Raw genomic sequence first — 23,459 nt, 5'->3', positions numbered from 1 at the left:
CGCCGGCGGGAAGGCCCTCCAGCGTCGCGACAAGTGCGGGACCGTGGGACTCCCCCGCGGTCAGCCAACGCAGCCTGCCCATTGAGTTCACCGGCGCTCCTTGTCCATCCCATGTATGTGCGTCAGGCTCTTGGATCCTGGGACCCCGGCGATCAGCGCGTCCTGCGGCATATCCGGCCCCCTTCTCGGCGGAAGCGACTGTACCTAGGGCCTGGTCGAGACATACTCGACTGCCACCACGCGCCGACCTGTGTTTCGGCCGCACGCCGCATGACGGACGGCTGGGCGAGGAGCACTGCCCCTCGCCCAGAAAGAGGCCTCGTGCGACCCGGCGAGGCGTGCGTGTTGTCGGGGAGCGCCGTGTACGGCGGAGGGGTGCTGTTGGGCGGCGGCCTGGGGTGTGTGCCGCTTGACCGGGTACTAGAGCGCTTCACTAGCGCGCTCTAGTGACCCGTACTGTGAAGCGCGCCCCTGGTGATGTCAATAGGTTTGTCAGGACGTCCCAACAAGCGGGGCGACCGTCGGCGGCCCGCTGTCAGACCAGCGCGTCGACGAGCATGGCGAGGGCCGCGGCCAGCAGCGCCACCGCGAAGACCCGTTGCAGTGTGCTTCCCTTGACCTTCGCCGCCAGACGCCTGCCGTCCCACGCCCCGAGGACCGCGGCGCCTGCGAAGGGGGCGACGACCGCCCAGTCCAGGTGGTCCACGGTGCCGCCGCGCAGGCCCAGCGCCGCCAGGGAGTTGAGGGTGATCACGAGCAGGCTGGTGCCCACTGCTTCGCGCATGCGAAGTCCGAGGACGCCCACGAGGGCCGGTACGGCGAGAAAGCCTCCGCCGACCCCGAGGACTCCGGTCACCGCGCCGAGTCCGGCACCGGCCGCCGCCGCATGACCGGGCCTGATCTCCCCTGCGGTGTCGTCCTCCCCTCCCGGCCTGAGCATACGTGCCGCCGCGACCCCGGCGACCGTCGCGAAGGCGGCCGACAGGGCGCCCGCCGGGAGGCCCGTGGCGAGCGCGGAGCCCAGCATCGCCGGGCCGGCCCCGGCCGCCGCGAAGAGCAGCCCCGCGCGCCAGCGGACATGCCCGTCACGGGCGTGCGCGGTCAGGGCGGTCGCCGAGGTCAGAGCAACAATCACCAGTCCGGCGGTCGTGGCCGCCACCGGGGTGAAGCCCAGCAGATAGATCAGCGCGGGGACGGCCAGGACACTGCCACCGCCGCCGAGCGCACCGAGGGCGAGCCCGATCACCGCTCCGGCCACGAGGGCGAGGACCAGGGCGCTCACGCGACCGTACCGCGCAGGCCCCGCGAGTCGACCACCGGCAGCCCGGCCTCCGCCCAGTCCCGCATCCCGCCGATCACGTCGACGGCCTCGACACCACGGGCGCTCAGGATGCCGACGGCCGTCCGGGACCGGTTGCCCGAGCGGCAGATGACGACCAGGCACCGCCCCTGGGCCTCGGGAGGCAGCGGCACTCCTTCGCAGAGCCGGGTGAGGGAGAGGTGTACGGCTCCGGGGACGTGGCCCGCGTGCCATTCGTCGGGCTCCCGGACGTCCAGCAGGACGGACGTGCCTCCCGGGCGACCGGCAGCGACCTCGGCGCCGGCGTGGTGCCCGGTGCGCTCGGCCGCTTCCGCGACGGTGATCCGGCCGGTGCCGGACGGGGGTGTCTGCATGGGCGGGCTCCTCGCCTCGTGTGGGGTGATCGGTCGATCCGGTCTCCGGTCTCCGGTCGGGCTCAGGTGGTACGGAGGGGCAGTCCCGTCGCCTCGGCCGCGGCGAAGGAGTCGTCCACGGCGACGACGGCACGGCCCGCCGCGTCCAGCAGCGAGGCGGCGATGGCGGCGCGCATGCCGCCCGCGCAGTGCACCCACACCTCACCGGGCGGCACCTCCTCCAGGCGCCGGTGCAGGGTGTGCAGCGGGATGTGGACGGAGCCCTCGACGTGTCCGGCGGCCCGTTCGGAGACACGCCGTACGTCCAGTACGACGGCGCCCGGTGCCGGGTGCCGGGCGGCGAGGTCCGCGAACGTGGCCCGGGGGAAGGCGGCCAGGGCCTCGCCCTCGGTCGTCCAGGAGGACGGTCCGCCGGTGGCCGCAGCGGCCGGTCGGTCGATGCCGACGCGCACCAACTCACGTTGGGCATGGGCCAGTTGTCCGGCCGACTCGGCCAGGAGGGTCACCGGCCTGCCCCAGGGGATCAACCAGGCCAGAAAGGTGGCGAGTTGGCCGTCGGCCTCGAAGTTGTAGGTGCCGGCGACATGGCCTGCGGCGAACGCGGTCCGGTTGCGCAGGTCGACCACCCACTCCCCCGCGGCCAGTCGCGCCGCGATCTCCCCGGCGTCGGCCGGCGCGGGCGCGGTGAGGTCGACCGGGGCCGGGCCGGCGGAGTTGACGGGGCCCATGTGGGCGTAGTAGGCGGGGATGTCGTCGAGGCCCGCGAGCAGGCGGGTGACAAAGGTGTCGGGGTCCTGGGTGAGCGCGTCGTTCGACGCCTTCTCCGTGCCGATGGTGCTCGCGTCGCCCCCGGCCCGGCCGGCGGAGCAGAAGCTGCCGAATCCGTGCGTGGGCAACACGCGGGCGGCATCGGGCAGTTCGGCGGCGAGACGACGCGCGGAGGCGTGCTGGGCGCGGGCGAGGCTCTCGGTCAAGCGGGGCTCGACCAGGTCGGGGCGGCCGACGGTACCGATCAGCAGTGAGCCTCCGGTGAACACCGCGACCGCCGTGTCGTGCTGTTCGAGGGCGTAAGCGGTGTGGTGCGGGGTGTGCCCGGGTGTCGCCAGCGCCCGCAGGGTGAGCCCGGCGTCGACGACCGTACGGTCCCCGTCGCGTACGGGTATGCGTGCGAAGGACACGGCGGCCCCGGCCGGTACGAGATACGCGGCGCCCGTGAGCCGGGCGAGCTCCAGGCCGCCGCTGACATAGTCGTTGTGGATGTGGGTCTCGACGACGTGCGAGATCCGCACGCCCCGGCGCGCCGCGGCCTCCAGGACGCGGTCGACGTCGCGCGGCGGGTCGACGGCCACGGCAGTGGACGAACCGCCCGCCAGGTAGCAGCGGTTGCCGAGCCCCGCCACCTCGATCGTGTCGACGAAGAACATCTCAGGCACTCCCTCCCCTCGGCCCCGCCCGCACGGCGGGGCGACGGCACCGGACTCGTTCCGCGGCACCGCCCGGTCACCGCACCGCGTCGAGCCGCCGTGCGCTCCGGCGCGAGCGCGTGAACCGGTTTCCGGCGGGGTCGAGGCGGTAGCCGGTCCGGGCGTCGAACCGCGTCACGACACTGAACCGGTCGCCGCGGACGAGGGTGGTGCGCCACTCGACCGTGCGGCCGTGGGTGCGGCCGAGCCGCTCGATGGAGAACGCGGCCACGCCGTCGGGGAGGTCGAGCAGCCGTTGTTCGGCGGCGGTCGGGACGACGGCCTTGATGCGTTCCTCTCCGCCGACCAGGCGCAGGCCGCACCGGTCGGCGAGCTCGCCGTAGAGCGCCGTGTGGGTGAAGTCGGCGTCGAGCAGGGCGCGGGCGTCCGAGGCCGGCAGCCACACCTTGTCGTGGGCCAGCGGTTCGCCGTCGGCCAGGCGGATGCGTTCCAGGTACAGCAGGGGCGTCGACTCCTCCAGCCCCAGGCGCACCGCCACATGCGCGTCCGCACGGATGTCGAGCGTGCGCACGATGCTGCGCTGTTCCAGACCGGCCGCCTCGACCGAGGCGAACAGGCTGTAGAGGGCGCCGACGGGCTGTTCTATGACGGCCTCGCCGACCGGGCGCGGCCGGCGTCCCTTCGCCGCGGTGACCAGGCCCGCTTCCCGCAGCTCGCGCAGGGCCTCACGGATGGTGTGCCGGCTGACCCCGTACCGGGCGGCCAGCTCGTTCTCGCCGGGGAAGGAGTCCGTGAACTCGCCCTGTTCCAGCCGGGCTTTGAGGTCGTCCCGCACATGACGCCACAGCGGAGTCCCGCCCCGGCCCGCCCGGGAGTGCGCGCCCCGGCCGGCCGCGGCCGTGGGTTCCTCACCCATGATGCCCATCCTTGTGTACGTACATTTGGAGAATTAATGTACGTACATTAGCTCGGACGGACGCGAGGGGGAAGGCGGACATGCGCATCGACACTCACCACAAGGTTCTGATCGTGGGCGGGGGAAGTGCCGGCGTCAGCGTGGCGGCCAGGCTGCTGCGCCTCGGCGTCCGCGGCATCGGGCTCGTCGAGCCCTCCGCCACGCACTACTACCAGCCGCTGTGGACGCTGGTCGGGGGCGGGCGGGCCACCGCCCGGGCGAGCGCCCGCCCTCAGCGGTCCGTGTTACCGAAGGGCGTCTGCTGGATCCGCGGCCGCGCGGAGAGCGTGGACCCCGAAGGGCGCACGGTCGGTCTCGCCGACGGCCGGACCATCGGCTACGACCGGCTCGTCGTCTGCCCCGGAATCCAGCTCGACTGGGACCAGGTGCCCGGCATGGCGCAGGCGGTCGCCGCGCCCCACGCCTCCAGCAACTACACCTACCGACTGGCGCCCAAGACCTGGGACCTGATCCGTTCCCTGCGTTCGGGCACGGCCGTGTTCACCATGCCGTCCGGGCCGATCAAATGCGGTGGGGCGCCCCAGAAGATCGCGTATCTCGCCGCGGACCACTGGCGCGGGCAGGGTGTGCTGAAGGACATCCGGGTGGTGCTCGTGCTGCCCACCCCGGGAATGTTCGGGGTGCCCGTGTTCGCCGAGGAGCTGGAGCGGGTGGCGGCCCGGTACGGCATCGAGGTGCGCAGGAACAGCGAGCTGGTCGAGGTGGACCCCGACGGCCGCGAAGCCGTCGTCGTCGACCGCGCCTCCGGGGCCGGGGAATCCATCCGCTACGACATGATGCACCTCGTGCCCCCGCAGTCGGCGCCCGACTGGCTCAAGGCGAGTCCGCTGGCCGGCCCGGCGGACCCCGGCGGCTACGCGGAGATCGACCGGCACACCCTGCGCCATGTGCGCCATCCCGAGATCTTCGCCCTCGGCGACGCCGGATCCTCGCCCAACTCCAAGACCGGAGCCGCGATCCGCAAACAGGCACCGGTCGTCGCCCGGAACATCGCCGCGAGCCTGACGACCGCCGGACCGCCGCCCGCCTCGTACGACGGTTACTCCTCCTGCCCGATCACCACGTCACGGCACAGCATGCTGCTGGCCGAGTTCGACTACACGCTGCGCCACCGCCCCACCTTTCCCCTCATCGACACGACCCGCGAACGCCGGGACATGTGGTATCTCAAGCGCTACGGCCTGCCGTTCCTCTACTGGAACCTCATGCTGCGAGGCCGCGCCTGAGCCCCCGGCCTCCCGGTTCTCCCGGCCCGGCCGCCGTAGGATCACACGGCGAGCGGGCCCTCTCGCGCCGGAACCACGCCCGGCCCGGGGTCCGGCGGTCGACCTGGGAGAGGCATCGGCACCATGGACGAGCGAGGGCCGCTGACCGGCGGGGCGCTGGAGGAGGCGGCGGAGGTGTTCCAGCGGCTGCGGCCCCGGCTGTTCGGCATCGCCTACCGCGTACTGGGCAGCGTGTCCGAGGCCGAGGACGTGGTGCAGGACGCCTGGGTGCGCTGGCAGGGCACCGACCGGAGCGCAGTGCTGGATCCCGGGGCGTTCCTGGCGAAGACCACCACGCGTCTGGCGATCAACGTGGCCCAGTCGGCGCGGGCCCGCCGGGAGGCCTACGTCGGGCCGTGGCTGCCGGAGCCCGTGGACACCAGCGTGGATCCGCAGGTCGGTGCGGAGCGCGGCGAGGCGCTGGAGCTGGCGGTGCTGGTGGTCCTGCAGAAACTGAACCCTGTGGAGCGGGCCGCGTATGTGCTGCGGGAGGCGTTCGACTACGCCTACGACGAGATCGCCGGCATCCTGCAGCTGACCCAGGCCAACACCCGGCAGATCGTCAGCCGGGCCCGCAAGCGGCTCACCGCCGAACGCCGTGATCCCGTCGACACGGCTCAGCACCGGCGCCTGCTGGATGCCTTCGTGGCCGCCGCGCGGCACGGTGACATCGCCGCGCTGGAGCATGTGCTCTCCGCCGACGTCGTCTCCTACGCGGACGGCAACGGTATGCGCGGCGTGGCCCGGGTGGCGGTCGTGGGGCCCGAGCGCGTCGCCCGGATCACGGCGTTCGCCCAGAAGTTCTTCCCCGGCGCCGAGTACGGCATCGCCGAGGCCAACGGCCGGCCCGCCCTGCTGCTCATACAGGGCGGGGCCGCCGTGGCCCTGGTCACCGTCACCGTGGGGCCGGACGGGATCGACGCCCTCTACTGGGTGCTGGCACCCGACAAGCTGAGGGCGTACGAACGTTCGGCCCACCGGTTCACCGGCCGGCCGTGACGCCGGTCAGTCGCGCGCCAGCCACTCCTCGTACCGCGTGGCCGCAAGGTGCGCCGTGTCGTCGCCGACGAGCACGTCGGGCATGCCCGCGAACGGACTCGCGGTCTCGTCGGTGACGACCTTGCGCCCGTCCGGCTTCGCCTCCAGCGTGAGCTCGCCGAGCCGGTCCAGCCGGTGCACCTCGGGGCCGGCGATGCTCCGTACGCCGTACGTCGGTTCGCCCTGTGCCACCTCGGCCACGGCGGCGGCGACGTCGGCGGAGGCCATGGGACGCAGCCGGAGGGAGGGCAGGTGCACCTCCGAGCCCTGGGTGGACATGTCCATCACCGGGGCGATGAACTCGAAGAACTGCGTCGCGCGCACGATGCTGAAGGGCACGCCGGAGCCTCGTACGGCCTCCTCCTGGGCCACCTTGGCCCGGTAGTAGCCGTAGTCGGGCACCTGGTCGACGCCGACGATGGAGAGCGCGACATGGTGCCGCACCCCCGCCGCCTTCTCGGCTTCGGCCTGGTTGCGCATCGAGCGGGTGAAGAAGTCCAGCGCCGGCTCGGTCTCGAACGACGGTGAGTTCGACACGTCCACGACCACGTCCGCGCCCTTGAGAGCCGACGCCAGGCCCTCCCCGCTCACCGTGTCGACCCCCGTGGAGGGAGTGGCCGACACGGCCTCATGGCCGCGCTCCCGCAAGCGCGCCACCACCTGCGATCCGATGAGCCCCGTACCGCCTACGACCACGATCTTCATCACTGTCTCCGTTCGCTGATGCGTGCGCCGGACGCGCACGCCAGAAGGACCGGACAGCCACCGGGTCTGTGACAGGGGTCAGGCCGGCTTGAGGACGATCTCGTCGGTGACCCACCGGGCGACGCCCGCCGGGTACGGCGCCGGCAGGCCGAGGACGAGGTGCCGGAAGCCGGCGTCGAGGGCCTCTGCGATCGCGTTCCGGGTGGTGCCGGGCTCGGCGTAGGAGACGGGCAGATGGATCGAGCGGGTGAGAGAGGCGGGGTCGCGGCCGATCTCGGCGCAAGTGCGGTCCAGCAGGGCGCTGCGGCGGACGGCGTCCTCGATGTCGCCGCCCGGGATGTTCCAGAGGTCGGCGTGCTCGGCGACTACGCGGAGGGTCGCGGCGGAGCGGCCGCCGATGAGGATCGGCGGATGGGGGCGCTGCACCGGCTTGGGGTTGGCGAACGCCCCGGTGAGCCGGTGGTGGGTGCCGTGGAAGTCGAAGGGTTCGGGTTCGGTCCACAGCCGGCGGATCAGGGTGCAGGCCTCGGCGAGGCTCTCGACGGCCTGCGCGGGGTCGATGAAGGGCAGTCCGTGGGCCGGGTATTCGCGGTGGGCCTCGGGCGGGTGCGGTCGTGAGCCGACGCCGATGCCGAAGTCGAGCCGGCCGCCGGAGACGACGTCGACCGTCGTGGCGATCTTGGCCAGCATCGCGGGCGGCCGGAAGCGGTTGCTGGTCACGAGGAGGCCGAGCCGCAGCCGGCTCGTCTGTGCGGCCAGGGCGGACAGCAGCGTCCAGCCTTCGTGGACCGGGCCGTTCGGGTCGCCGCCGATCGGCATGAGATGGTCGAACAGCCACGCGTGCTCGATCTCGGGGATCGCGTCCGCCTCGCGCCAGACCCGCAGGACGTCGTCGTACGTCACCTGCATGGGGGCGGTCATGATGCCGAAGCGGGGACGGGGTGTGGGCGCCATGGAGTGTCTCTTCCGTACGTCAACGGCGCCGGCGCAGTGCCGGGTCGAGCAGCGCGGGCGGGGTGTCGGACTTCTCGTGCGGGGCGAGGTCGGTGCCGGGGGCCACGATCGCGTCGACGGCGTCGAGGACGTCGGCGGGCAACACGGTGTCCGCGGCGGCGAGCTGGGCGTGCAGATGGCCGAGCGTGCGGGGTCCGACGAGCGCGCTGGTCACGGCGGGATGCACGGTGACGAAGCCGAGCGCGAGCTGGATCAGCGTCAGACCGGCCTCGTCGGCGACCTTCGCCAGCTTCTCGACGGCGTCGAGGCGGGCCCGGTTGGCGGGGAGGGCGGTGTCGAAGCGCTGCGGCATGAACGCCGAGCGGTGGGTGGTGATGTCCCGGCCCGCGCGGACGGCACCCGACAGCCAGCCCGAGGCCAGCGGGCTCCACACCAGCACCCCGAGCCCGTACTCCTCGGCGACCGGCAGCACATGGGCCTCGATGCCGCGCTGGAGCAGGGAGTAGCTGGGCTGTTCGGTGACGTAACGGCTCACGTGGTGTTCGCGGGCGGCCCATTGGGCCTGCACGATGCGGTACGCCGGGAAGGTCGAGGAGCCGAAGTAGCGGATCTTTCCCGCGCGTTGAAGATCGGTCAGTGCCGACAGGGTCTCCTCGTCTCCGGTGTCCGGGTCCCAGCGGTGGATCTGGTAGAGGTCGACGTGGTCGACGCCGAGCCGGCGCAGGCTGTCGTCCAGCGCGGTGACCAGCCAGCGGCGCGAACTGCCCCGATGGTTGCGTTCGTCGCCCATCGGCATGGTCGCCTTCGTGGCCAGCACGATGTCGTCGCGGCGGCCGGCGATGGCCTTGCCGACCATCTCCTCCGACTCGCCGGCGCCGTACATGTCGGCGGTGTCGATGACGTTGATCCCGGCCGCGAGGGCGGCATCGACGAGGGCGGTGGCCTCGTCCTGGGTGGTGCGCCCGATCGCGCCGAAGTTCATCGCGCCGAGCGCGAGCGCGCTGACCTGTACGCCGGTTCGGCCCAGGGTGCGGTACTGCATGACCGTTCTCCTCAGTACGATGGAGCAAGCGGAACCGTGTTCCGGAAATGACGATACGGAACACGGTTCCACTTAGCAAGGCATGCTGAGGGAAGGGAGTGGCGCGGTGAACGACGGCGACAAGGGCGCGCCCCAGCGCAGGGACGCCCGGCGCAACAAGGAGACGTTGCTCGACGCGGCGGCGGAGGTGTTCGTGGCGTCGGGCGTGGAGGCGCCGGTGCGTGACATCGCGGCCAGGGCGGGCGTCGGGCTGGGGACGATCTACCGCCACTTCCCGACGCGCGCGGATCTCATCATCGCCGTCTACCGGCACCAGGTGGAGAGCCTCGCCGCGGCCGGCCCGGACCTGCTGGCGAGCAGTGCGAGCCCGAACGCCGCGCTCGCCCGCTGGATCGACCTCTTCGTGGACTTCCTGGTCACCAAGCACGGCCTCGCCGCCGTACTGCATTCGGACGACGCGGGCTTCGAGGCGTTGCACACCTACTTCCTCGACCGGCTCGTCCCCGTCTGCACCCGGCTGCTGGAAGCGGCGGCCGAGGCGGGCGAGATCCGCCCCGGCCTGCAGGGTTACGAGCTGATGCGCGGCGTCGGCAACCTCTGCATCGGCGCGGAGAGCGACACCCGCTACGACGCCCGCCGCCTCGTCGCGCTCCTCGTCGCGGGCCTGCGCGGCGCTGCCGCGCCTCAGGCGTAGTGCCGGTACACGGCCTGCGCCACGCACACCGGCTTGGCGTTCCCCTCGGCCTCGACGGTGAAGTTCAGCAGCATCTGGACTCCATTGCCCTTGATCTCCTCCACGGAGTCGACCACGCCGTGCAGCCGGATCTTCGCGCCGACCGGCACGGGACTGGGGAAACGGACCTTCTCCAGACCGTAGTTGACGCTCATCGAGATGCCGCTGATGTGCAGCAGGTCACCGAAGAGCGGGATGATCAGGGAGAGGGTGAGATAGCCGTGGGCGATGGGGCCGCCGAAGGGTCCCTCCTTGGCCCGCTGCGGATCGGTGTGGATCCACTGGTGGTCGTCGGTGGCGTCGGCGAAGGTGTTGACGCGCTCCTGGGTGATCTCCAGCCAGTCGGTGCGGCCGAGGTCGCGGCCGGAGAGGGCGAGCAGCTCTTCGAGGCCGTTGGCTTCGGTGGACATGGGGGTTTCCGCCTTTCGGGGCTCTGGTCTAGGGGTGGGCGTAGGACGCGCGTACGGCGGCTTTGACGATCTTTCCCGAGGCCGTACGGGGCAGACTGTCGGCGAAGGTCACCGTCTGCGGGATCTTGTACTTGGCCAGCAGGGTGCGGGCGTGCGCGAGGATCTCGTCGGCGTCGGCGCGGGCCCCGGGCTCCAGGACGAGGACCGCGTGCCCGACCTCGCCCCAGACCTCGTGCGGCACGCCGATGACGGCGCACTCGCGGACGGCCGGGTGGGTCAGCAGGGCGGCCTCGACCTCGGCCGGGTACACGTTCTCGCCGCCCGAGACGAACATGTCCTTGACCCGGTCGACGATGTAGGCGTAGCCGTCCTCGTCGGTCCGTGCGACGTCGCCGGTGCGCAGCCAGCCGTCGTCGGTGACGGCGGCCCTGGTGTCGTCGGGGCGGTGCCAGTAGCCGGTCATGACGTTGGGCCCGCTGACCAGGATCTCGCCCCGCTCTCCGGGGCCCGCGTCCCGTCCGTCGGGGAGCACCACGCGCGTGTCGGTGAAGAAGTGCGGCACGCCCGCGGAGCCCACCTTCGCCGAGGTCTGTTCCCGGTCCAGGAAGAGGATGCCGGGGGACGCCTCGGTCATCCCGTAGCCCTGGCTGAAGGCCAGCCCGCGCGCGAGGTAGGTGTCGATGGTGCGGGCGGGCACCGGCGCGCCGCCGCAGGTGAGGGTGCGCAGGCTGGACAGGTCGGCCGTCGGCCACCGAGGGCGGGCGGCCAGGGCGTCGTACATGGTGGGCACCCCGAACATGTACGTCACACGCCGGCGCTCGATGACGTCCAGCACGCGCTCGGCGTCGAAGGCGCCGAGCAGGACCACGCGGCCGCCCTTGAGGAGGGTGGGCAGACAGGTCATGTTGAGCGCGGCGGTGTGGAACAGCGGGGCGACGACCAGGGTGACCTCGTCACCGGCGAAGTCGCTGTCGATGAGGACGTTGACGCTGTTCCAGGTGATGTTGGCGTGGGTCAGGACGGCACCCTTGGGGCGGCCGGTGGTGCCGGAGGTGTACATGATCATGCAGGGGTCGTCCGGGTCGACGGCTTCGTCCAGCGGGTCACTCACAGCGCCGGCGAGCAGGTCGTCGTACCCGGCGGCACCATGCCCGGCCGGGCCGAGGGTGATGCGGTGGCGCACCCCGGTGCCCGACGCCGCCGCCGTGGCCGTCTCGGTGTGCTCGGCGCTGTGCACCAGCACCGTGCTTCCGGAGTCGTTGAGGTTGTACGCCAACTCGACTGCCGCGAGGCGGGAGTTGAGGGGGACGAAGACCGCGCCGAGCGTGCCGGCCGCGAACAGCGTCTCCAGGAAGGCGGGGTGATTGGGGCCCAGGTAGGCGATGCGGTCGCCGCGTGCGACGCCCAGGGCGCGCAGCGCGTGGGCCAGGCGCAGGACCCGCTGGTACAGCGCCCGGTAGGTGATCTCGTCGTCCTCGTGGACGATCGCGATCCGCTCCGGGGTCTTGCGGGCCCGGCGGGCGGGCCAGGAGCCGATGCCTTGGTTCAACACGGCGTCTCCCTCAGTCCTTGAGCAGGCCGAGCAGCCGGGCTGCGTTGTCCTTGAGGATCCTGGGCCGGACCTCGGGTTTGATGTCGAGGGCGGCGAAGTCGGCGAGCCAGCGGTCGGGCGTGATGACCGGGTAGTCGGAGCCGAAGAGCACCTTGTCCTTCAGCAGGGTGTTGGCGTAGCGAACCAGCTGCGGGGGGAAGTACTTCGGCGACCAGCCCGACAGGTCGATGTACACGTACGGTTTGTGCGTGGCGACGGCCAGGGCCTCGTCCTGCCAGGGGAACGACGGGTGCGCGAGGATGATCCGCAGCTCGGGGAAGTCCACGGCCACGTCGTCGACCAGCATCGGATCGGAGTACTTCAGCCGGATGCCGCCACCACCGGGGACACCGGCGCCGATACCGGTCTGGCCGGTGTGGAACAGGGCCGGTACGCCGAGTTCCTCGATGGCCTCGTACAGCGGATAGGCCATCCGGTCGTCGGGCGAGAAGCCCTGGAGGCTGGGGTGGAACTTGAAGCCGCGCACCCCGTACTCGGTCACCAGGCGCCGGGCCTCCCGGACGCCCGCCCGGCCCTTGTGCGGGTCGACGCTCGCGAACGGGATGAGGACGTCGGCGTGGGCCGCGCAGCTCTCGGCGACCTCCTCGTTGGGGATGCGGGGGTGACCGGTGGCGTGCTCGGCGTCGACCGTGAAAACCACGGCGGCCATCCGGCGTTCACGGTAGTGGGTGGCCATCTCCTCGATGGTGGGCTGCCGGTGGCCGTGCGCCTTGAAGTACTCGGCGGAGGCCCCGAGGAGTTCGGGGCTCAGCGACGCATGGCCGTCCCTCGACACCTCGGCGTGGGTGTGGACGTCGATGGCGGTCAGCGCGCTGACATCGATCGCCAGGTCGGCCATGTCATGCCTCCGGCACCTGGGGAGCGGGGATGCCGTAGGTCTCGGGCTCGGCGCCCACGCCGTCGTGCCAGTGCTCGGCGATGGCGTCGGCGCTCCAGCCCCCGGCGGCGAAGGCGACGGCCTTCTCCCGGGGGTGCGCCCACAGGGCCAGCCGGTCGCCGCCGATGCCGATGGCCTGCCCGGTGATGTCCTTGGCGGCGTCCGACGCGAGGAAGGTGATCAGTCCCGCGACGTCTTCCACGGTACCGAGCCCCTCGTCCCGGCGCAGCCAGTCCGGCAGGGGGGCGCCGGTGCGTTCGGACTCCTCGATGAGCGGCGCGAAGACCGGGATGGTCTTGGTCATCTCGGTGGCCGCGACCGGCACGACGGCGTTGACGGTGATGCCGGACCTGGCCAGCTCCAGGGCCCAGGTGCGGGCCATCGCCACGATGCCGGCCTTGGCGGCGGCGTAGTTGGTCTGGCCGAAGTTGCCGCGCTGGCCGGCCGGGGAGGAGATCAGCACGATACGGCCGCCGGTGCCCTGCTCGCGCATCCGGACGGCCGCGGCGCGGGCGCAGGTGAAGGTGCCGCGCAGATGCACCTTGACGACGGCGTCGAAGTCGTCGTCCGTCATCTTCCACAGCACGCGGTCGCGGAGGATGCCCGCGTTGGTGACCAGGATGTCGAGCCGCCCGAACTCCCGCACGGCGGTCTCGACGAGCCGCTCGGCCGCCTCGCTGTCCCCCACCGCGGCGACGGCGCCGGCCGCGCTGCCGCCCGCGGCGGTGATGGCGGCGACGGCGGCGTCCACCGCGCCGGGATCGACGTCGTTGACGACGACCGCGGCTCCGGCCGCGGCGAGCGCCTGGGCGTAGGCCAGACCGAGTCCGCGACCGCTGCCGGTGACGACGGCGACCTTTCCGTGCAGATCCATGAGTGCGCCTCTTCCTGGGTCCGGAACGACAGATCGACAGGATTCCTGTTGGTTGCGTCAGCTTCTCTTCCGACAGGAATCCTGTCAATGGCTTAGGCTGACCGCGGCGGACCGGATCGACATCGGGGAAGGCACGGCATGACGCGACCGGCGGAATCCACAGCGATACAAGGTACGGAGGCGGGGCCCTCCCTGCTCTATCTACTCAAGCGCACCGAACTCGTCGTCCGCGCCCGCCTGGAGGAACTGGTCAAGCCGGCCGGCATCACCGCCCTGCAGTACACCGCCCTCACGGTGCTTGAGCGGCACGACGGCATCTCCGCCGCCCAGCTGGCCAGGGACTCCTTCGTCACGGCACAGTCCACGGCCGACATGGTCCGCGCTCTGGAGGCCCGCGACCTGATCCGCCGCGAGCCGAACCCCGGCAACCGCCGGGAGAAGGTCATCCTCCTCACCGCCACCGGCCGCCGCCTGCTCGCGGACTACGCCGAACCGGCCCGCCGGCTCGAACAGCGCATGGTCCAGGATCTGACCCCGCAGGAGGTCACCCACTTCCGCAACGCCCTCAAGAGCGCGCACCGCACGCTGTCCTGAGCCCGGCCACGCCGCGTACACCCGGTTGTCCGACGGAAGTTGACACCCCGTCGGCCGCCGGACGCACACGCCGTCCGGATCCGGCCGGGGACACTGTGACTCCTGCTGCCGCGGGCTTATGGTGAGCCGTCACTTGCGGCCGCCCTGAGGGGAACCGATGTTGCTCGGGACCAGAATCGTCCGATACGCCGCCGGCTGTGCGGCAGCCCTTCTGTTCAGTGCCGGACTCACCACGACGGCATCCGCCGACAGCACCACGGCCGACCCGAACCCGGTCGCCGAACAGCTCAACGCCTACTGGACGCCGGCCCGGATGAGCGCCGCCCTGCCCGCCGACGTGCTCAAGGGCACCGAGAGCGGTACGGCGGCGCCCGCCGTGTCGCCCGCGGTGGACGGGCCGGGGCCCGGCGAGTACATCCCGCCCAGCTGGAGCTTCGACGGCATCCCGCAGGCCGGCACCTTCTTCTGGACCGATGCCACCGGGACCGGCCGCACCTGCAGCGGCTCGGTCGTCCGCAGCCCCGGCCACGACCTGGTGCTCAGCGCCGGGCACTGCCTGAAGGGGTACGCCGGCACCTCTCCCAAGCGGCATCTGGCCTTCGTCCCGCAGTACCACGACACGCTGAAGCCGTTCGGGATCTTCCCGGTGCGGACCAACGGCGTCTACGTCCCGCAGGAGTACTACGACCTGGGCGAGCACGCCGGAGCCGAGTACGACTTCGCCTTCGCGGTCACCGAGCCCAACGAGGACGGCACCCTGATCCAGGACGCGGTCGGCGGAGTACGGCTGCTGACCGGGACCGGCTATTACCACGTCCCGGTGCGGATGATCGGCTACCCGGCAGGCAAGGAGAAGCCGATCGAGTGCTGGAGCTGGACCACCCGGTGGGACAGCGACGACCCGGCCGAGCCGGGCACGTACCCGCGCATCGCCTGCGATGCCTTCGTGGGCGGCACCAGCGGCGGCCCCATGCTGGTCCCCTGGCCCGGCGGGTGGGCCGTCATCGGAGTCATCGGCGGCTATCACACGGGCGGCAACACCCCTCAGGTCTCCTACAGCGCCTCCTTCGGCGCCGCCACCCAGGCCCTGTACCGCGCGGCGGTCAGCGGCGCCCCACCCGCGGGCCCGCATCTCACGGCCGGCTGACCGGCCTCCCGGAACCGATGCCTCGGCGTTACCGCCATGAACCCGTCAGCGTGGCACGATAGTGGTGAACTTCACCCTATCTGAGGGGGTGTGCGCCATGGCCGTGCCAGAGGCGACGTCCGGTCCGAAGACCCACAAACCCGGACTGCGGCGCGAGATCGGGTTCATCGGGCTGATCTGGGCCTCGGAGGGCTCGATCATCGGATCCGGCTGGCTGTTCGGCGCACAGGGGGCGCTGGCGGCGGCCGGACCGGCGGCGATCATCTCCTGGGCCATCGGCGGTGTCGCCATCCTGATCCTGGCACTGGTCCACGCGGAGCTGGGCGGCATGTACCCGGTGGCGGGCGGCACCGCCCGCTTCCCGCACTACGCCTTCGGTGGCGCCGCCGGGGCCTCCTTCGGCTGGTTCTCCTGGCTGCAGGCGGCCACGGTGGCGCCGATCGAGGTGCTCGCGATGATCACCTACGCCCAGCACTACTCCTGGGCGAGCGGATGGGAGAAGGTCAAGGCCGGCGAGCACATCCTGACCCCGCCCGGCATCGCCGTGGCGGTCGGGCTGATGGCCGTCGTCACCGCAGTCAACTTCCTCAGCATCCGGCTGCTGGCCCACACCAACAGCGCGGCGACCTGGTGGAAGGTCGGCATCCCGCTGCTCACGATCTTCGTGTTCGCCGTCGCCCAGTTCCACACCGCCAACTTCACCGCGGCCGACGGCTTCAACCCCTACGGGGCGAAGGGCATCCTGTCCGCCGTCTCCACCAGCGGCATCATCTTCGCGCTGCTGGGCTTCGAGCAGGCCGACCAGCTCGCCGGCGAGAGCGCCAACCCCAAGCGGGACATTCCGCGCGCGGTGATCGGGTCGATCCTGATCGGCATCCTGATCTACATCCTCCTGCAGGTCACCTTCCTCGCCGCGCTGCCCGCCTCGCAGATCGGCAGCCACTGGGCCACCTCCGCGTTCACGGCGCTGAGCGGGCCGTTCGCCCAGGTCGCCACGCTCATCAGCCTCGGCTGGCTGGCCACGGTCCTGTATCTGGACGCCGTGGTCTCGCCCGCGGGCACCGGCCTCATCTACATCACCGCCTCCTCCCGGGTCTCCTACGGCCTGAGCCGCAACGGCTATGTGCCCTCCGCCTTCGAGGCCACCAACCGGCGCGGTGTCCCCTGGGTCGGTCTGATCACCGCGTTCGTGGTCGGCTGCGTCTGCTTCCTGCCGTTCCCCAGCTGGCGCTCCCTCGTCGGGCTGATCACCAGCGCCAGCGTGCTGATGTACGCCGCCGCGCCGCTGTCCTTCGGGGTGTTCCGCAACCGGCTGCCCGAGGCCCACCGGCCCTACCGGCTGCCCGGCGGCAGCTGGATGTCGCCGCTCGCCTTCATCGTCGCCAACCTGCTGATTCTGTGGTCGGGGTGGACCACGGACTGGAAGCTCGGCGTCGCCATCCTCATCGGCTACGTCATCCTGGTCGCCAACCGCGTCTTCAAGATGAACCCGATCACGCCCCAGCTCGACCTGCGCGCCGCCCAGTGGCTGCCGGTCTATCTGGTCGGCATGGGCCTCATCGTCTATCTCAGCGACTTCGGGCCGCTCAAGCACCCCTGGTTCCCGCTGTGGTGGGACATCGGCGTCACCGCGGTCTTCAGCCTCGTCATCTACTACTGGGCGATGGCGGTGGCGCTGCCCACCGAGCAGATCCAGCGGATGGTCGACCAGGTCGTGGTCCCGGAGGAGGAAGAGGTCCTCTGACCGACCGGCACCAGGGACGGACCGGCGCCTCGAGGCGCCGGTCCTTTTGTGTATGTGACATGCCATCAGGCCGGTTCTGACTCCTTTCGACCGCCGTACGGCTGGTTCTTCCTCGCGTCTCCTTGACAGCACGGACGGAAGGGACCAGCTTGCGGGACAACGTTGTCGAAGGGACATGGTCACGATGACACGATCCACCCGACTCAGAAGTCACGGCAGAACTCGCCTGTTCCCGGCCCGAGTTCGGCCCCCCTTCCGACTCCCGTCCGTCCTGGCCGCCGGCGCCCTGGTGCTGGGCGTCGCCTCCGCCCCGGCCCACGCAGCGGCGGCCACCGCCAGGCTGGTCACCGACCCCGCCTCTCTCGTGAACCCCTTCATCGGGACCTCACACGCCGCGGACGACTTCCCCGGCGCCGACACCCCGTTCGGGATGGTCCAGTGGAGCCCCGACACCCCGCACCGGCCGGACGGCGGAGGCTACGAGTACAACGACTCCTCCATCACGGGATTCAGCCTCACCCACATCGCCGGACCGGGCTGCCGGGCCGCCGGTGACATCCCCGTACTGCCGACCGTCGGCGCGGTGGACACGCACGCCACGGACAGCTTCTCGCACGCGAAGGAGTCCGCGGCCCCGGGCTCGTACACGGTGGCACTGGACAACGGCGTCACCACGGAGCTGACCGCGACGCCCCGCAGCGGCATGGCCCGCTTCACCTTCCCGGCCACCAGCCAGGCGAACCTCCTGCTCAAGCTGACGAACAGCCAGAACGGCGACACCGACTCCGCGTTCCGCGTGGTGAACGACAAGGAGGTCAGCGGACACGTCACCAGCGGAAACTTCTGCGGCGAGGGCAACTCCTACACCGTCTACTTCGACATGGTGTTCGACCAGCCGTTCCGGCACAGCGGCACCGCGCTGTCCAAGGCCACGCCCACCACGCCCCGGACCAACGTCCCGTCCAGCACCCCCGAGGCTCCCAACAAGCCCGTGCTGCACGGCGTCGTACCCGGCGCGGCCCGCCCCTTCGCGGCCAAGGCGAGCGGCACCGACGGCTACCTCACGTTCGACACCACCACCCACCGAACGGTTCAGGCCAAGGTCGGTATCTCGTACGTGTCGGCCGCCGGCGCCGTGGGCAACCGCGCGGCGGAGAACCGCGCCTGGGACTTCGCCAAGGTGCGCGGCGCGGCGTACGACTCCTGGAAGTCGCTCCTCGGCCGGGTGCGGATCGCGGACGGGACGGCGCAGCAGCAGACCGTCTTCTACACCGCGCTCTACCACGCGCTGCTGCATCCGAACGTCATCAGTGACACCGACGGCCGCTATCCCGGCTTCGACGGCAAGCCGCACACCGTCGACAAGGGACACGGCGCCGCCTACGCCAACTACTCCGGCTGGGACGTCTACCGCTCCCAGGCCCAGCTCGAAGCGCTGCTCGCCCCGGCCGTCGCCTCCGACACCGCGCAGTCGATGCTCGACGACTACCGCCAGACCGGGCTGTTCCCCAAGTGGTCGGAGAACAACGGCGAGAGCTATGTGATGGTCGGCGACCCCGCGGACGAGATCATCGCCGACTACTACGCCTTCGGGGCCCGGAACTTCGACACCGCCGCCACCCTCAAGGGGCTGATCGCCGAGGCCACCACCGCCAACAACAACCGGCCCGGCCTCACCTACCTGGAGCAGATCGGCCGACTGCCCAGCAACGGCAAGTACGCCTGCTGCAACTTCTACGGCCCGGCCTCCACCACGCTGGAGTACAACTCGGCGGACTTCGCTCTGTCCGCCCTCGCCGGAGCCCTCGGCCACCCCGCCGACCAGCGCCGGTTCGCGGACCGGGCCCAGGACTGGCAGAACCTGTTCAACCACGGCAGCGGGTTCATCCAGCCGCGTGACGCCTCGGGCACCTGGACCTCGGGCTTCTCGCCGACCTCGGGCAAGAACTTCGTCGAGGGCGACTCCTGGCAGTACACGCCGATGGTGCCGTTCAACGTGCACGGGCTGGCCACCGCCATGGGCGGCGACGCGGCCCTGGCCACGTTCCTGGACACGGACCTGTCCTCGCTGACCGGCGCCGGCGGCCACACCGACCTGGGCAACGAGCCCAGCCTCAACATCCCCTGGGAGTACGACTACATCGGCCGGCCGTACCGGACTCAGGCGGTCGTCCGCCAGGTGCAGGACCAGATCTGGACCGACAGCCCGTCGGGCCTCGCCGGAAATGACGACCTGGGCGAGATGAGCTCGTGGTACGTGTGGTCCGCCCTCGGCATGTACCCGGAGACTCCGGGCACCGCCGATCTGGCCCTGGGCAGCCCGATGTTCACCCAGGCCGTGATCACCCTGCCGTCCGGCCACACCCTCACGGTCAACGGCGACGGGGCCGCCGACCACGCCCCGTACGTCCAGTCGGCCACCTGGAACGGCACGGCGTGGAACAAGGCGCACGCGCCCGACGGAGCCCTCACCGGCGGCGGCACCCTGACCTACGTCCTCGGCACCTCCGCCAACGCCTCCTGGGCGTCCGACGCCGCCGCGGCGCCGCGCTCCTACCCGGGCTCGCCCGGCTACACCGACGTCGGCACGTCCGGCGACACCGCCGCCGCCTCGGCGAACTTCGACGGCGCGGGCTACAGCTACTCCGCGCGCGCCCTGGCCGCCGAAGGCGTCACGCCGGGAGCGAAGGTCACGGCGGGCGGGGTCTCGTTCACCTGGCCGAAGGTGGCGTCCGGCGCGGCGGACAACTACGTGGCGAACGGACAGACGGTGAAGGTCTCCGGGTCCGGCAGCATCTCCTTCCTGGGCGCCGCCAACAACGGCCCGGCCTCCGGCACCGCGACCGTCACCTACACCGACGGCACCACCCAGTCGGTCCCGCTCGCCTTCTCCGACTGGACGCTCGGCGGAGGCACCGGCTCGCCGCTCGCGGACAACACGGTCGCGGTGACCACGTCGTACCGCAACCAGGCCGGTACCGCGCCCGACTCCACCACCACGTACGTGTTCGCCACCAAGCCGGTGGCGCTGGCCGCCGGCAAGACGGTCAGCGGCGTGCGCCTGCCGTCGGACGTCGCCTCGGGCGGCCTGCACGTCTTCGCGATCGGCTTCGGCACCGGCTGACCGCCCTGCGGAACATGCCGCCCGGTGGAGCAATGACCGGGATTCCGGGGCACGGCCCGCCAGGCTGGACGGCTGTCGAGGTCGTGTGACAGGAGTCCCGGGTGCGAAGACCACGTAGGCCGAACCGTCAGGTGTGCCGTCCCGCCGCGAGGACGGCACACCACACGGCCGGAACCGGTGCCCCGGCCTCCGGGAGTGACACGTGAGCCGGACCGACACCGACCGGGAACCGGACGGCGCCACCGCCCCCCGGACCGAGCTGCCGGCGCCCCCCGTCTGGATGCGGCTGCTTCCGGCCCTGTTCGTCGCCGCCGTCCTGGCAGTGGAGCCCCTCACTCCGCCGCAGTGGCCGGTGAGCTTCGCGCTCATCGTGGTCCCCCTCCTGACCGCCTTCTCCTACGGACCCGTCGCCGTGGCCGGCGCGACGGTGTTCGCCGTGGTCTTCGAGGGCGTCCTGGCCGGCACCCCGTGCTGCGCGGGCCGGTCCGTCGGCTATCTGTGGGACCGGCACTACGTCGCGTCGTACATTTGTACGACCCTGGTGGGTGCACTCGGCACGGTCCTGGCCGCGCACCGGATCCGGCGTGAGCGCACGCTGGCCGACGTGCGGTTCGTGGCCGAGATCGCGCAGCGCGTCCTGCTGCGGCCGGTGCCGCACCGGATCGGCCATCTGGTGCTGGAGAGCCTGTATCTCTCGGCCGCCGCGGAGGCCCGGATCGGCGGCGACCTCTTCGAGGCCGTCCCCACCGGCTACGGGGTCCGGCTGCTCATCGGTGACGTGCGCGGCAAGGGGCTGCTCGCGGTCGAGACGGCCGCCGCCCTGCTCGGCGCGTTCCGCGAGGCGGCGTACGAGGAACCCGATCTGGCCACGCTCGCCGTCCGGCTGGAGACGAGCATGGCCCGCAGGGCGGTGCAGCTGGGCGGGGACGAGACGGCCGAGCGGTTCGTCACCGCGGTGTTCGCCGAGATCCCGGCCCACGGCGGGCTCGTGCGCATCGTCAACTGCGGCCATCCGCCACCGCTGTGTCTGCGTGCCGGTCAGGTCCGTGAACTGGACAGCGGCCGGTCGGCGCCGCCGCTGAACCTCGGCATGCTGGTCCAGGACCCGTATCACATCGACGTCTACCCGTTCGGGCCCGGCGATCAGCTGCTGCTCTACACGGACGGCGTCACGGAGACTCGGGACGCCTCCGGTGCCTTCTACCCCTTGGCCGAGCGGGTCCGTTCCTGGGGCCCGCTCCCGCCCGGGGAGTTGCTCGCCCGCCTCCACGACGACCTGCTGGCCTACAGCCCCCGGGGTCTGCAGGACGACACCGCCGCGCTCGCGGTGTGTCTGCTGCCCGGCGAACCGTCCGCGCCCGCACCGCCCGAGTGAGGGTCAGAAGCGGGTGTGGGCGAACCAGTTGTCGAGGACCGCCGTCCGTCCCGCGACCTCGTAGCCGGACTCCGTGTACGACCGCCGCCCGTACAGGAGCAGCAGCAGGTCCGCCGCCCGCCCGCGCACGGTCGCCGTGGCCTCGTCGTCGCCGTGCGGCACCCGGCGGAAGCCGTCCGGGTCCAGGCGCATCCGCCACTCCTCGCCGGTGTCCGTGGTCGCGAACACGAGGGTCTCCCCGTCACCGCGCAGCTCGGTCACGCCGGGGGCGAAGAGGCCCGCGTAGGGGAGGTTGACGAGGAACTCGTCGACGCCGTCCGCCGCGAGCACGGGCTCGATGTCCGCCTCCCCGGCCGCCTTCAGGCCGACGGCGTGCTCCGCGTCGACCCGGTGCACCAGCGTCTCGAAGAGCATCCGGCGGGCCCAGAACCTGGCGTGCTGGTCCTCGCCCCAGGCCCACATCGGTGCCTCGGGGTCGGTCTCCCGCAGGACGGCCGCGACGGCGGGCTCGCCGGCCGCCACCCACTCGGGATGGTCCCGCTCGTCCTCCGGCAGCCCCAGCTCCACCTCGCGGCTGCGCGGCGGCTCCTGCACCAGCTTGGTCAGCAGCCCGCCGAACCAGCGCTGCAGCCCGCCCACATGCCGGGTGAGATCGGCCAGCGTCCAGCCGGGGCAGGCGGGTACGGCACTCGCGGGGTCGGCGCCCTTGACCGCCTCGGCGTAGCGCAGGGTCTCGTCGGCGATGGCCGCACGGTAGATGTCGTACGGCAGGGGGTGTCCCTGCCCGCTGGTCGCTGCCATGGCAGGCGCCGTCCTGTTCTGGTCCTCGGGTACGGATGTCGCGTCGGCGTCAGTCTGTCCGCTGGAGTGCACTCGAAGCCAACTCGGGGCTCAGGGGATCTCCTGCTCGGCCCAGATGACCTTCCCCTGGTCCGTGTAGCGGGCGCCCCAGCGCAGGGCCAGCTGGGCGACCAGGAAGAGTCCGCGGCCGCCCTCGTCCGTGATGCGGGCGTGCCGCAGCCGGGGGGCGGTGCTGCTGGCGTCGGAGACCTCGCACGTCAGGTGGGCGTCGCGGAGGAGCCGTAGCCGGATGGGCGGTGCGGCGTAGCGGATGGCGTTGGTGACGAGTTCGCTCACGACGAGTTCGGTCGTCAGGGCCAGCTCCTCCAGACCCCAGTCCCGTACCTGGCGGGTGGCGCGGGCGCGCAGCTCACCGACGGCGGCCGGGTCGGGGGGTACGTCCCAGGAGGCGACGTGGTCGGCGCCGAGGGCGTGGGTGCGGGTGAGCAGGAGGGCGATGTCGTCGGGCTGGGGCACGGGCACGAGCCGCCGCACGGCGGACGTGCACAGCGCGGCGAGGTCCCCGTCGGTGCGGGCGAGGACCTCGCCGAGCCGGGCCATACCGCGCTCCATGTCGTGGTCGGGGCCCGCGACGAGGCCGTCGGTGTAGAGGCCGAGCAGGCTGTTCTCGGCCAGTTCGATCTCGGTGGCCTCGAACGACATGCCGCCCAGTCCGAGCGGCGGCCCGGCGGGGATCTCCGGGAAGCCGGCGTGTCCGTCGGGCGTGACGACGACGGGCGGCGGGTGTCCGGCACGGGCCATGGCACACCGCCGGGTGACCGGGTCGTAGACGGCGTAGAGGCAGGTAGCGCCGATGAAGGTGGCCGTGGTGCGGGCGGCCGCGCCGGCTGCCGACTCCTCGTCGCTCAGCCGGAGCACCAGGTCGTCGAGGTGGGCGAGCAGTTCGTCCGGGGGCATCTCCATCTCGGCGAGGGTCTGGACCGCCGTACGCAGCCGGCCCATGCTCGCCGCCGCGGCGATGCCGTGGCCCACCACGTCGCCGACGACAAGGCCCGTGCGTGCGCCGGACAGCGGGATGACGTCGAACCAG

At 71.8% G+C, this 23,459-nt stretch carries 21 protein-coding genes; 8 read left to right on the top strand and 13 right to left on the bottom strand.

Going from position 1 to position 23,459, the window contains the following annotated elements; translation table 11 throughout:
• Positions 1–535: 535 nt before the first annotated feature.
• From LE548_RS17455 to LE548_RS17440, 4 genes are all read right to left on the bottom strand, one after another.
• Positions 536–1,282, bottom strand: a complete 747-nt coding sequence (locus tag LE548_RS17455) for a sulfite exporter TauE/SafE family protein (protein WP_225097772.1) — start codon at positions 1,280–1,282, stop codon at positions 536–538.
• Positions 1,279–1,674, bottom strand: coding sequence for a rhodanese-like domain-containing protein (locus LE548_RS17450; RefSeq protein WP_225097771.1), 396 nt, complete (start codon positions 1,672–1,674; stop codon positions 1,279–1,281). Before LE548_RS17450 ends, LE548_RS17455 begins: the two co-directional genes overlap by 4 nt.
• A gap of 62 nt (positions 1,675–1,736) precedes the next feature.
• Positions 1,737–3,098: a rhodanese-like domain-containing protein gene (locus LE548_RS17445; protein ID WP_225097770.1), complete on the bottom strand. Its 1,362-nt coding sequence runs from the start codon at positions 3,096–3,098 to the stop codon at positions 1,737–1,739.
• Between the two features lie 76 nt (positions 3,099–3,174).
• The gene (locus tag LE548_RS17440; RefSeq protein ID WP_225097769.1) at positions 3,175–4,014 is read right to left on the bottom strand and encodes a GntR family transcriptional regulator; all 840 of its coding nucleotides are present in this window, start codon (positions 4,012–4,014) and stop codon (positions 3,175–3,177) included.
• An 80-nt stretch (positions 4,015–4,094) separates the two neighbouring features.
• On the opposite strand from LE548_RS17440, the gene LE548_RS17435 reads away from it, so the two are divergent.
• Both LE548_RS17435 and sigJ read left to right on the top strand, forming a co-directional pair.
• A complete protein-coding gene (locus tag LE548_RS17435) occupies positions 4,095–5,300 on the top strand; it encodes an FAD/NAD(P)-binding oxidoreductase (RefSeq protein WP_225097768.1) in 1,206 nt (401 codons plus the stop codon).
• Between the two features lie 123 nt (positions 5,301–5,423).
• Positions 5,424–6,338 carry an RNA polymerase sigma factor SigJ gene (gene sigJ / locus LE548_RS17430; RefSeq protein ID WP_225097767.1) on the top strand — a complete coding sequence of 305 codons (915 nt, stop codon included), beginning with the start codon at positions 5,424–5,426 and terminating at the stop codon, positions 6,336–6,338.
• A 6-nt stretch (positions 6,339–6,344) separates the two neighbouring features.
• On the opposite strand, the gene LE548_RS17425 is transcribed toward sigJ, so the two are convergent.
• The 3 genes from LE548_RS17425 to LE548_RS17415 all read right to left on the bottom strand — a co-directional run bounded on the left by LE548_RS17425 (position 6,345) and on the right by LE548_RS17415 (position 9,078).
• Positions 6,345–7,082 carry an SDR family oxidoreductase gene (locus LE548_RS17425; protein ID WP_225097766.1) on the bottom strand — a complete coding sequence of 246 codons (738 nt, stop codon included), beginning with the start codon at positions 7,080–7,082 and terminating at the stop codon, positions 6,345–6,347.
• Between the two features lie 78 nt (positions 7,083–7,160).
• Positions 7,161–8,036 (bottom strand): LLM class flavin-dependent oxidoreductase, encoded by an 876-nt coding sequence (locus tag LE548_RS17420; protein ID WP_225097765.1) that lies wholly within the window; start codon positions 8,034–8,036, stop codon positions 7,161–7,163.
• 19 nt (positions 8,037–8,055) lie between these two features.
• Positions 8,056–9,078, bottom strand: a complete 1,023-nt coding sequence (locus LE548_RS17415; protein ID WP_225097764.1) for an aldo/keto reductase — start codon at positions 9,076–9,078, stop codon at positions 8,056–8,058.
• 106 nt (positions 9,079–9,184) lie between these two features.
• On the opposite strand from LE548_RS17415, the gene LE548_RS17410 reads away from it, so the two are divergent.
• Positions 9,185–9,772, top strand: coding sequence for a TetR/AcrR family transcriptional regulator (locus tag LE548_RS17410; RefSeq protein WP_225097763.1), 588 nt, complete (start codon positions 9,185–9,187; stop codon positions 9,770–9,772).
• Here LE548_RS17410 and LE548_RS17405 read toward each other — a convergent pair.
• From LE548_RS17405 to LE548_RS17390, 4 genes are read right to left on the bottom strand one after another with little or no spacing between them, the layout of a single operon-like run.
• The gene (locus tag LE548_RS17405; protein ID WP_225097762.1) at positions 9,763–10,221 is read right to left on the bottom strand and encodes a MaoC family dehydratase; all 459 of its coding nucleotides are present in this window, start codon (positions 10,219–10,221) and stop codon (positions 9,763–9,765) included. The genes LE548_RS17410 and LE548_RS17405 overlap by 10 nt on opposite strands.
• A 28-nt stretch (positions 10,222–10,249) precedes the next feature.
• Positions 10,250–11,773: a long-chain fatty acid--CoA ligase gene (locus tag LE548_RS17400; RefSeq protein WP_225097761.1), complete on the bottom strand. Its 1,524-nt coding sequence runs from the start codon at positions 11,771–11,773 to the stop codon at positions 10,250–10,252.
• Between the two features lie 10 nt (positions 11,774–11,783).
• Positions 11,784–12,656 (bottom strand): amidohydrolase family protein, encoded by an 873-nt coding sequence (locus tag LE548_RS17395; RefSeq protein WP_308030187.1) that lies wholly within the window; start codon positions 12,654–12,656, stop codon positions 11,784–11,786.
• A gap of 16 nt (positions 12,657–12,672) precedes the next feature.
• Positions 12,673–13,584 carry an SDR family NAD(P)-dependent oxidoreductase gene (locus LE548_RS17390; protein WP_225097759.1) on the bottom strand — a complete coding sequence of 304 codons (912 nt, stop codon included), beginning with the start codon at positions 13,582–13,584 and terminating at the stop codon, positions 12,673–12,675.
• Positions 13,585–13,722: 138 nt separating this feature from the next.
• Between LE548_RS17390 and LE548_RS17385 the strand changes: the two genes are divergently transcribed.
• The 5 genes from LE548_RS17385 to LE548_RS17365 all read left to right on the top strand — a co-directional run bounded on the left by LE548_RS17385 (position 13,723) and on the right by LE548_RS17365 (position 21,568).
• The gene (locus LE548_RS17385) at positions 13,723–14,178 is read left to right on the top strand and encodes a MarR family winged helix-turn-helix transcriptional regulator (RefSeq protein WP_225097758.1); all 456 of its coding nucleotides are present in this window, start codon (positions 13,723–13,725) and stop codon (positions 14,176–14,178) included.
• Between the two features lie 157 nt (positions 14,179–14,335).
• Complete coding sequence (locus tag LE548_RS17380) at positions 14,336–15,325, top strand: serine protease (protein WP_225097757.1); 990 nt, start codon at positions 14,336–14,338, stop codon at positions 15,323–15,325.
• Between the two features lie 97 nt (positions 15,326–15,422).
• Complete coding sequence (locus LE548_RS17375) at positions 15,423–17,069, top strand: APC family permease (RefSeq protein ID WP_225097756.1); 1,647 nt, start codon at positions 15,423–15,425, stop codon at positions 17,067–17,069.
• Positions 17,070–17,253: 184 nt separating this feature from the next.
• Positions 17,254–20,193: a lectin gene (locus LE548_RS17370; protein WP_225097755.1), complete on the top strand. Its 2,940-nt coding sequence runs from the start codon at positions 17,254–17,256 to the stop codon at positions 20,191–20,193.
• Between the two features lie 280 nt (positions 20,194–20,473).
• Positions 20,474–21,568 (top strand): PP2C family protein-serine/threonine phosphatase, encoded by a 1,095-nt coding sequence (locus LE548_RS17365; RefSeq protein ID WP_263636221.1) that lies wholly within the window; start codon positions 20,474–20,476, stop codon positions 21,566–21,568.
• A gap of 3 nt (positions 21,569–21,571) precedes the next feature.
• Here LE548_RS17365 and LE548_RS17360 read toward each other — a convergent pair whose 3' ends face one another.
• Both LE548_RS17360 and LE548_RS17355 read right to left on the bottom strand, forming a co-directional pair.
• Entirely contained in the window at positions 21,572–22,369 is a 798-nt protein-coding gene (locus LE548_RS17360) for a maleylpyruvate isomerase family mycothiol-dependent enzyme (protein ID WP_225097753.1), read from the bottom strand.
• A gap of 90 nt (positions 22,370–22,459) precedes the next feature.
• Positions 22,460–23,459 (bottom strand): ATP-binding SpoIIE family protein phosphatase (locus LE548_RS17355; protein WP_225097752.1); only part of this gene is annotated, 1,000 nt, incomplete at its 5' end.

This window comes from Streptomyces sp. CoH27, from assembly GCF_020181035.1.
In the GTDB taxonomy this organism is placed as follows: domain Bacteria; phylum Actinomycetota; class Actinomycetes; order Streptomycetales; family Streptomycetaceae; genus Streptomyces; species Streptomyces camelliae.
The sequence above is the reverse complement of the archived record's forward strand: the minus strand, read 5'-3'. Positions and strand labels throughout refer to the sequence as shown.

Excerpts from the sequence above, each read along its gene's own strand:
- LE548_RS17450 (WP_225097771.1), bottom strand. The coding sequence starts at position 1,674 with ATGCAGACACCCCCGTCCGGCACCGGCCGGATCACCGTCGCGGAAGCG.
- LE548_RS17445 (WP_225097770.1), bottom strand. The coding sequence starts at position 3,098 with ATGTTCTTCGTCGACACGATCGAGGTGGCGGGGCTCGGCAACCGCTGC.
- LE548_RS17440 (WP_225097769.1), bottom strand. The coding sequence starts at position 4,014 with ATGGGTGAGGAACCCACGGCCGCGGCCGGCCGGGGCGCGCACTCCCGG.
- LE548_RS17435 (WP_225097768.1), top strand. The coding sequence starts at position 4,095 with ATGCGCATCGACACTCACCACAAGGTTCTGATCGTGGGCGGGGGAAGT.
- sigJ (WP_225097767.1), top strand. The coding sequence starts at position 5,424 with ATGGACGAGCGAGGGCCGCTGACCGGCGGGGCGCTGGAGGAGGCGGCG.
- LE548_RS17425 (WP_225097766.1), bottom strand. The coding sequence starts at position 7,082 with ATGAAGATCGTGGTCGTAGGCGGTACGGGGCTCATCGGATCGCAGGTG.
- LE548_RS17420 (WP_225097765.1), bottom strand. The coding sequence starts at position 8,036 with ATGGCGCCCACACCCCGTCCCCGCTTCGGCATCATGACCGCCCCCATG.
- LE548_RS17415 (WP_225097764.1), bottom strand. The coding sequence starts at position 9,078 with ATGCAGTACCGCACCCTGGGCCGAACCGGCGTACAGGTCAGCGCGCTC.
- LE548_RS17405 (WP_225097762.1), bottom strand. The coding sequence starts at position 10,221 with ATGTCCACCGAAGCCAACGGCCTCGAAGAGCTGCTCGCCCTCTCCGGC.
- LE548_RS17390 (WP_225097759.1), bottom strand. The coding sequence starts at position 13,584 with ATGGATCTGCACGGAAAGGTCGCCGTCGTCACCGGCAGCGGTCGCGGA.
- LE548_RS17385 (WP_225097758.1), top strand. The coding sequence starts at position 13,723 with ATGACGCGACCGGCGGAATCCACAGCGATACAAGGTACGGAGGCGGGG.
- LE548_RS17380 (WP_225097757.1), top strand. The coding sequence starts at position 14,336 with ATGTTGCTCGGGACCAGAATCGTCCGATACGCCGCCGGCTGTGCGGCA.
- LE548_RS17375 (WP_225097756.1), top strand. The coding sequence starts at position 15,423 with ATGGCCGTGCCAGAGGCGACGTCCGGTCCGAAGACCCACAAACCCGGA.
- LE548_RS17370 (WP_225097755.1), top strand. The coding sequence starts at position 17,254 with ATGACACGATCCACCCGACTCAGAAGTCACGGCAGAACTCGCCTGTTC.
- LE548_RS17365 (WP_263636221.1), top strand. The coding sequence starts at position 20,474 with ATGCGGCTGCTTCCGGCCCTGTTCGTCGCCGCCGTCCTGGCAGTGGAG.
- LE548_RS17360 (WP_225097753.1), bottom strand. The coding sequence starts at position 22,369 with ATGGCAGCGACCAGCGGGCAGGGACACCCCCTGCCGTACGACATCTAC.